Below are 6,176 nucleotides of genomic sequence, written 5' to 3'. Positions count from 1 at the left end.
CGTCGGGCCGCGCTCACCGATCGACAGCGAGTTGTCGGTGTCGTCGATGCGCACGCCCTGGTCGGTGGTGTAGCGCGTGTTGGCGGAATCCACCCTGCACTGGTCGAGCTGCTGCTGTTTCTGGCTGTTGTCGGTCACAGGTCCCCCGTACTGTGGTTCGCGCAAGCTGGGGGGCCATCGCCGCTCATACCCGTACTCTTCCGTCCCAACGCACGGGGCCGGCTCCCGGGGCGGCTACCGCATGCGGGCGACCCGGCGGCCACGTCGTCTTTCGCGCACTCATCATCGAGGGCACAGGGAGGAGCAGGTGTGCGGAGGCGGATCAGAACCGCTGTAGCCCGGTCACCCGCAACAGATCGAGTGCCGCCGCTTCGGAGGAGCCCGGCTCGGCCGAGTACATCAGCACTGTCTGATTGTCGTCAGGAAGCAGGAGGGTGTCACAGTCGAGCGTGATCGTACCGAGTGCCGGATGGTTGATGCTCTTGGCCGCGGCCCGCCACGCAGCGGAGCGCCCCTCCTTCCACAGTTCGTCGAAGCGGGTGCTCCCACGACGCAGCTCATCAATCATCCGGACGAGGTCCGGGTCGCGCGGATAGCGGGCCTGAGCGGCGCGCAGGGTGCCGACCGAGGCGCGGGCAGCGGCATCGTCGTCGCCCGCGTTCAGGGCGACCTGGCAGCGGCTGCTGCCGAGAAAGCGCTGCCAGATGAGGTTGCGCCGATGGCGAGGCCAGGCGGACATGTCGCCCTGCAGCGCCGCCGCCAGCGGGTTCCAGGCCAGGACGTCGCCCTTGGCCGACAGCACCAGTACGGGCAGGTCCGACATGCGGTCCAGCAGTCGCAGAACGCTCCGCCGTACGACCATCTGGATGCGCCCGTTGTGGGGCGGCTCGTACCCGGCCAGCCGGAACACCAGGTCGCGGTCGTCGTCGTCGAGCCTCAGCGCCTGGGCCAGCGCGGCGATGACCTGACTCGACGGCCGGGGGCCGCGGCCCTGCTCCAGGCGTACGACGTAGTCGACGCTCAGGCCCGCGAGCATGGCCACCTCCTCCCGGCGCAGCCCGCTGACCTGGCGGCGAGACCCTGCCGGCAGCCCGATGTCCTGCGGGCGCAGGCGCGATCGGGCCGTACGGAGCACTTCGGCGAGTTCTGCGCGGTTCATACCTCGATCATGCCGTATCACCCGGATCGACCGGGTGGTACGGCCAGTCCCAGGCCACACCGGTCCTGGCAGGCTGTGGGGCCCGTCCCGATGATGGAGGCCATGACTGCAGAGCTGAGAACGGTGGCCCTGGTGACCGGGGCGAACAAGGGGCTGGGCCTGGAGACGGTACGCCAGTTGTCGAGCCGTGGCTGGCGCGTGTTCCTGACCGCCCGGGATCCGGAACGGGGCCGGCAGGCCGCGGACTCGCTGGCGGGCCAGGGCCTCGATGTCGCGTTCGTCGAGTTGGACGTCACCTCCGACGACTCCGCCGCGACCGCCGTGAAGAAGGTGGCCGAGCAGACGGACCGCCTGGACGTCCTGGTCAACAACGCGGGTGTCGGCGGCCCGATCATGGATCCGGCCGACATGCACGCCGGCCTGCTACGACCGTTGTACGAGGCCAACGTGTTCGGTCCGGTACGGGTGACACACACCTTCCTGCCCCTGCTCCGCAGGTCGGAGCACCCCCGCGTCGTCATGGTGTCCAGCGCTCTGGCCTCCCTGGCCAACGCCGCCGACCCTGCCCGCCCTGAGCACGGTTTCCTGGCCCTGGACTATGCCTCGTCCAAGACCGCGCTCAACATGATCGTGTCCCAGTACGCCCGGGCGCTGCCGACGTTCAAGATCAACGCTGCGGACCCGGGCAATCCGGCCACCGACATGAACCGTCACACGGGCGTCCACACGGTGGCCGAAGCAGCGGAGGTGGTCGTCGGTCTGGCTACCCTGGAGCCGGACGGGCCGACCGGCGGCTTCTTCGGCGGCAACGGCCCGATCCCCTGGTAGGAGACAACATGACCACCATCATCTCCATCGGTCTGCACCCGAGCGCGATCGACTACACCGCGCTTCCCGGTCTCGACGAGCAGGTTCTCACGGCCCGGATCGCGCAGGGAGAGGCGGCCCTGCGCGAGGCGGGACTCGACGTGACGTCCTGTCTCGTCGAAGCCGACCCGGAAGCAGCGGAGAAGACTCTGCGCGACTGTCTGGAGTCCGGGCCCTCCTTCGGCGTGGCGATGATCGGGGCCGGCGTGCGGACGCTTCCCGAGCACACCCTGCTCTTCGAACGGCTGATCAACGTGCTGGCCACCGCGGCGCCGGGGATCCGGTTCTGTTTCAACACCTCGCCGGAGACGACGATCGACGCGATCCGCCGCCAGTTGTAGCCGCGGGCATGCTCAAGGGCATGGTCAACGCGCTTGCGGGCCGGCCGGGTAACACGGTCACTGAACAGCTTGTCCAGGCAGGCGGCGGGATGGCGCGGTCGCCGCGGCGCGTGGCCTTGCGGCGATCCAGCCGTGCTGCGGTCCGGCCACGGTGGTCAGCCGGTTGAGGGGCTGGGCATAGCCGCCGCGGGTGGTGGCCGCCTGCAGGGACTCCAGGAAGCGCTCGACGGCGACCACGATCGGCGATCCGGCAGCGGGATCGGCCGGCAGGGAGGGCGGAGCCCACGATGGACACGGGCGACCTCCTGGCAGGCGATGTGACACACGGTGAGTCCGTCGAGCAGGGCGGCGATCTCAGCGGCTTCGAGATGCTGGGCTCGGGTGGCGTCCATGAGGCCCAGTCTCGCAGCCTCGATCGCCCGGCCGATCGCCGACTTCGGCTGGCCGTCCCGACATCGACATGCCTGCGGGTTGACGGTACGGCTGTTTCATAGGCGGCCCACGCCCGCGGCAAGACCATCGGCGGCGCCACCGTCACCGATGAGGCCATGCTCTCCAAGGCCCTGCATCTGCGCGACCAAGACCTCAGCCTCCGCGAGATCGCCTCCCGCCTGGTCATCACCCAGGGCGCCAAGAGGGGCCGGCACCCCTCCCCGGCCACCGTCATGCGCATGCTCCGCGACCACGACCCCAGCCTCACCGAGCTGGGCGCCGGAGCTGGCGATACGAAGCAACGGCCGTAGTCCCTGGCCGGCACCCGGGCCGCGAACTGTCCTTGACGTCATGGTCCAACACCGTGATCAAACCGAGACGCCAGTCAGGGACTCCCGCGTTTCCGCAGGTCAGGTGCTACTTCGTTGGAAATTTCTTCATTGCTACTGGGACCCCTTGATGTAGCCCTGGTGGGACCATTGAGACAGCTGGACGCGGAAGCTGTTGACGTTCTCGATCCCGAGAATGGCGGCCAGCTCGCTTCCTCGCCAGGCTCGCCACGGCTGAGCGGCCAGGAGCTGCAGGACCTTGCCACGCCGGTCGGGGCTGGACAATACCGGTAGTGGTGGCGGGTCTCTCCAGCGGTTTGAGGGTGGCCGGCCCGCCAGCTCGCGCGACAGGCGGCGGGTCATCTGGTGCACCGTGGCCCACCAGATCACGGCCTCGTGATGAGCGGGCTTGCGCTCATAGATCCGCGCCAGGCGGCGGTAGCGGACCAGCCAGGCGAACGTCCTTTCCACCACCCACCTGCGGGGCAGCACCACGAAGCTGAGGCCGAGGGTGACCACCATGCCCATGGCCGCGACCGCGCCCGCCGTCCTGAGCGCGTAGCCGCGCGCGTTGTTGACCGCCAGCCAGACGACGGCGGAGATCCGGGCAGGCAGGTGGTCGGCGAGCGCGCCGGTCGCAGTCCGTACGAGGTGAGGGCCGGCCAGGGCGAGTCCGATCACCGCCAGCAGGGCGGCGTTCGCCGGACCGATCACGGGCGGCGGCGCGCGGTCAGCCGCAGTGTGACCAGGCGGAATACCAGCTCGCGTAGGAGCCGAAGGCGAAGCCGCCCCATATGATGCACGTTCCCGAGGCGGCAAGCTTCACCGGACCGGCGTAATAGCTGTAACTGCCGCGGTCGCTAACGCTCTTCTCGTCGCTCTTCCGCTGCAGGAAGGCGCCCATGTTGGAGGGGGAGCCCACGCTGCTGCCGGTCTTCCAGGTGACGACGCAATTGTAGGTGCCGTTGTAGAGCAGATAGATGATTGCGCCGCCGGACAAGCTGTGCTGGTCGATGACATGGTAGCTGCCACCGCCGCATGCGGCGATCGGTGATGACGCGGCGTTCGCCGGGCCGCTCACGGCCACAGAACCAACGAGCATCGCCGCACTGGCGAGGGCGAGCGTTGCCTTGCGCTTGAGATTGAGCACTGTTTCCCCTGTCGCTTCCTTGGTGATCAAAACGGGAACCTACACCCATAATCGATCGCCTTGGCCCGCCAGGGTTGCCGCGCACCCGGCCGGCCCCAGCTCAGCTGGGCCACCATCAGCACCACCCGGGCGGGGTACGTCCGGGTGCTACTCCGTCGGTGGCTGGGCGTCGGCTGCTGCGCGGGCGAAGGCGCGGATGAGTGGCGTCTCACCCGCCGTACGCCAGGCGAACGTCCACCGGCACGGCGGAGCGTCGCGGATCGGGACGAAGGCGAGGCTGGGCCAGGGGTAGAAGGCCGCGGCCTCGGCGGTGACCCCAGCGGTGGCCTGACCCGTGGCGACGGCGCTGAGGGTCTCCTGCCAGGTGGTGACCTTGTGCCCGCGGCGGACTGGGCGACCCGAAGGGGTGTGGTACGGGTTGAAGATCTCCTCCATGCAGAAGGGGATCGACCGGCCCTCGACCACGATGCAGTCGCCGAGGTCCTCCAGGCAGATGGAGTCCCGTCCCGCGTAGGGGTGGTCGGCGGAGACCATCAACACCACGTCGGAGGCGTACGAGGTCGGTTCGATGGTCAGATCGGGCTCGCGGATCGGCAGCCACAGGTGCGCCACGTCCACCTCGCCCGACTTCAGCAGGTCCAGCGGAGAGGCAGGCTGGATCTCGCGGTGCTGGAGCCGGGCGTTCGGGTGGCGGGCGAGGAACAGGTCGAGAACGTCCTTGATCTGCGTGGAGAGCGGGCCGACCGTGCCGAGGGTCAGCGTGCCCGCGGTGCCGTCGGCGGTGGCCTGAGCGGTCGCGATCCCCTGCGTGATCTGCCGGTGACCGCTCTTGAGCGCCTGGTACAGCTGCTCACCGAGCGGGGAGAGGCGGACCGCTCGGGTGGTGCGGTCGAACAGAGGCGCGCCGATGCGCCGCTCCTGCTTCTTGATCGATTGACTGACGCGGGCGGGGCTGATGCCCAGCCGCTCGGCCGTACGGCTGAAGTGCAGCTCCTCGGCCAGCGTCAGGAAGATCTCGATCTCCCGCATCTCCACGGGCGGGCCTCCGCATTCTTCATCCCAGGGTTAAAGGACGTTATCGGATCCGTCGTAGATGCGAGGCGGCCGGGTGGGGAAAGCTTGGCGCGTTCGAAGGACGTGCGGCTTTGGAGGTTCGGTGCCCGTCGGATATCTGATCCCTGTGGCACTCGTCGCGATCGGGACACTGTTCGCGCTGCGGCCGCTGCCGGGGTGGAGTCCGCTCGGCCGGGTGAGCTACTTCTTCGGGCTGGCCGCCAACGAACTGCCGTTCGCGGCCTTCTTCTGGCTGCTGCTGGCCCCGACGGCGCTGGCGTTCGCCGAGGGTGACATCCACACGGCGGGCGGCTGGGCCGTCGTCGCCCTGGCCGCCGTGACCACGATCGGGCTCACCGTAATCGCCTACCGCGGCCTGGGGGAACGGGCCAGGATCTGGCGCGCGATGGACGCCGGCCTGGGCACGGGCTGGCGCGCCGCCATCGACGCCGACCTCGCCGCCGGACTGCGCCGTCGCCCGCCGTGGGGTCGCATCCTGTTCCTGCCCATCCTCAAGCGCCGCGCGGACGTCCGCCGGGTGGCCGATCTCTCCTACGGCGAAGCAGGCCGGCGCAACCTGCTCGACGTCTACCACCACCGCTCGCGGCCGTCCGGCGCGCCCGTGCTGATCCACCTGCACGGAGGCGGTTACACCGGCGGCCACAAGAACAGCCAGTCGCTGCCGTTGCTCTACCGGCTCGCCTCCCAGGGCTGGGTGTGCGTCAGCGCCAACTACCGGCTGCGGCCCCGGTTCCAGCACCCGGACCACCTGATCGACCTCAAGAAGATCATCGCCTGGGTGCGCGAGCACGGCCACGAGTACGGCGCCGACCCCTCGACAGTGT

The 6,176-nt window shown here is 69.3% G+C and carries 9 protein-coding genes; 4 read left to right on the top strand and 5 right to left on the bottom strand.

Annotation, left to right across the window (positions count from 1 at the left end):
• Nucleotides 1-322: 322 nt before the first annotated feature.
• Nucleotides 323-1,159: a helix-turn-helix transcriptional regulator gene (locus tag ABT158_RS50790; RefSeq protein ID WP_352366638.1), complete on the bottom strand. Its 837-nt coding sequence runs from the start codon at nucleotides 1,157-1,159 to the stop codon at nucleotides 323-325.
• Between the two features lie 102 nt (nucleotides 1,160-1,261).
• Between ABT158_RS50790 and ABT158_RS50785 the strand changes: the two genes are divergently transcribed.
• Both ABT158_RS50785 and ABT158_RS50780 read left to right on the top strand, forming a co-directional pair.
• Entirely contained in the window at nucleotides 1,262-1,987 is a 726-nt protein-coding gene (locus ABT158_RS50785) for an SDR family oxidoreductase (RefSeq protein ID WP_352366636.1), read from the top strand.
• An 8-nt stretch (nucleotides 1,988-1,995) separates the two neighbouring features.
• On the top strand, nucleotides 1,996-2,367 hold the full coding sequence (locus ABT158_RS50780) for a hypothetical protein (protein ID WP_352366634.1): 372 nt from the start codon (nucleotides 1,996-1,998) through the stop codon (nucleotides 2,365-2,367).
• A gap of 57 nt (nucleotides 2,368-2,424) precedes the next feature.
• Here ABT158_RS50780 and ABT158_RS50775 read toward each other — a convergent pair whose 3' ends face one another.
• Nucleotides 2,425-2,604 (bottom strand): hypothetical protein, encoded by a 180-nt coding sequence (locus tag ABT158_RS50775; protein ID WP_352366632.1) that lies wholly within the window; start codon nucleotides 2,602-2,604, stop codon nucleotides 2,425-2,427.
• A 311-nt stretch (nucleotides 2,605-2,915) separates the two neighbouring features.
• Between ABT158_RS50775 and ABT158_RS50770 the strand changes: the two genes are divergently transcribed.
• Nucleotides 2,916-3,110: a hypothetical protein gene (locus tag ABT158_RS50770; RefSeq protein ID WP_352366630.1), complete on the top strand. Its 195-nt coding sequence runs from the start codon at nucleotides 2,916-2,918 to the stop codon at nucleotides 3,108-3,110.
• Nucleotides 3,111-3,242: 132 nt separating this feature from the next.
• Here the strand turns inward: ABT158_RS50770 and ABT158_RS51425 are convergent, their stop codons facing one another.
• From ABT158_RS51425 to ABT158_RS50755, 3 genes are all read right to left on the bottom strand, one after another.
• Nucleotides 3,243-3,842, bottom strand: coding sequence for a hypothetical protein (locus ABT158_RS51425; RefSeq protein ID WP_502911647.1), 600 nt, complete (start codon nucleotides 3,840-3,842; stop codon nucleotides 3,243-3,245).
• Nucleotides 3,843-3,858: 16 nt separating this feature from the next.
• A complete protein-coding gene (locus ABT158_RS50760) occupies nucleotides 3,859-4,308 on the bottom strand; it encodes a spore-associated protein A (protein WP_352366628.1) in 450 nt (149 codons plus the stop codon).
• Between the two features lie 117 nt (nucleotides 4,309-4,425).
• Nucleotides 4,426-5,307 (bottom strand): LysR family transcriptional regulator, encoded by an 882-nt coding sequence (locus ABT158_RS50755; RefSeq protein WP_352366639.1) that lies wholly within the window; start codon nucleotides 5,305-5,307, stop codon nucleotides 4,426-4,428.
• Between the two features lie 151 nt (nucleotides 5,308-5,458).
• Between ABT158_RS50755 and ABT158_RS50750 the strand changes: the two genes are divergently transcribed.
• Nucleotides 5,459-6,176: alpha/beta hydrolase (locus tag ABT158_RS50750; protein ID WP_352366626.1), on the top strand; the 718-nt coding region annotated here is incomplete at its 3' end.

It is taken from the genome of Nonomuraea sp. NPDC001636 (assembly GCF_040298265.1).
Classification (GTDB): Bacteria; Actinomycetota; Actinomycetes; order Streptosporangiales; family Streptosporangiaceae; genus Nonomuraea.
This window is presented reverse-complemented; position numbering and strand designations above follow the sequence as displayed.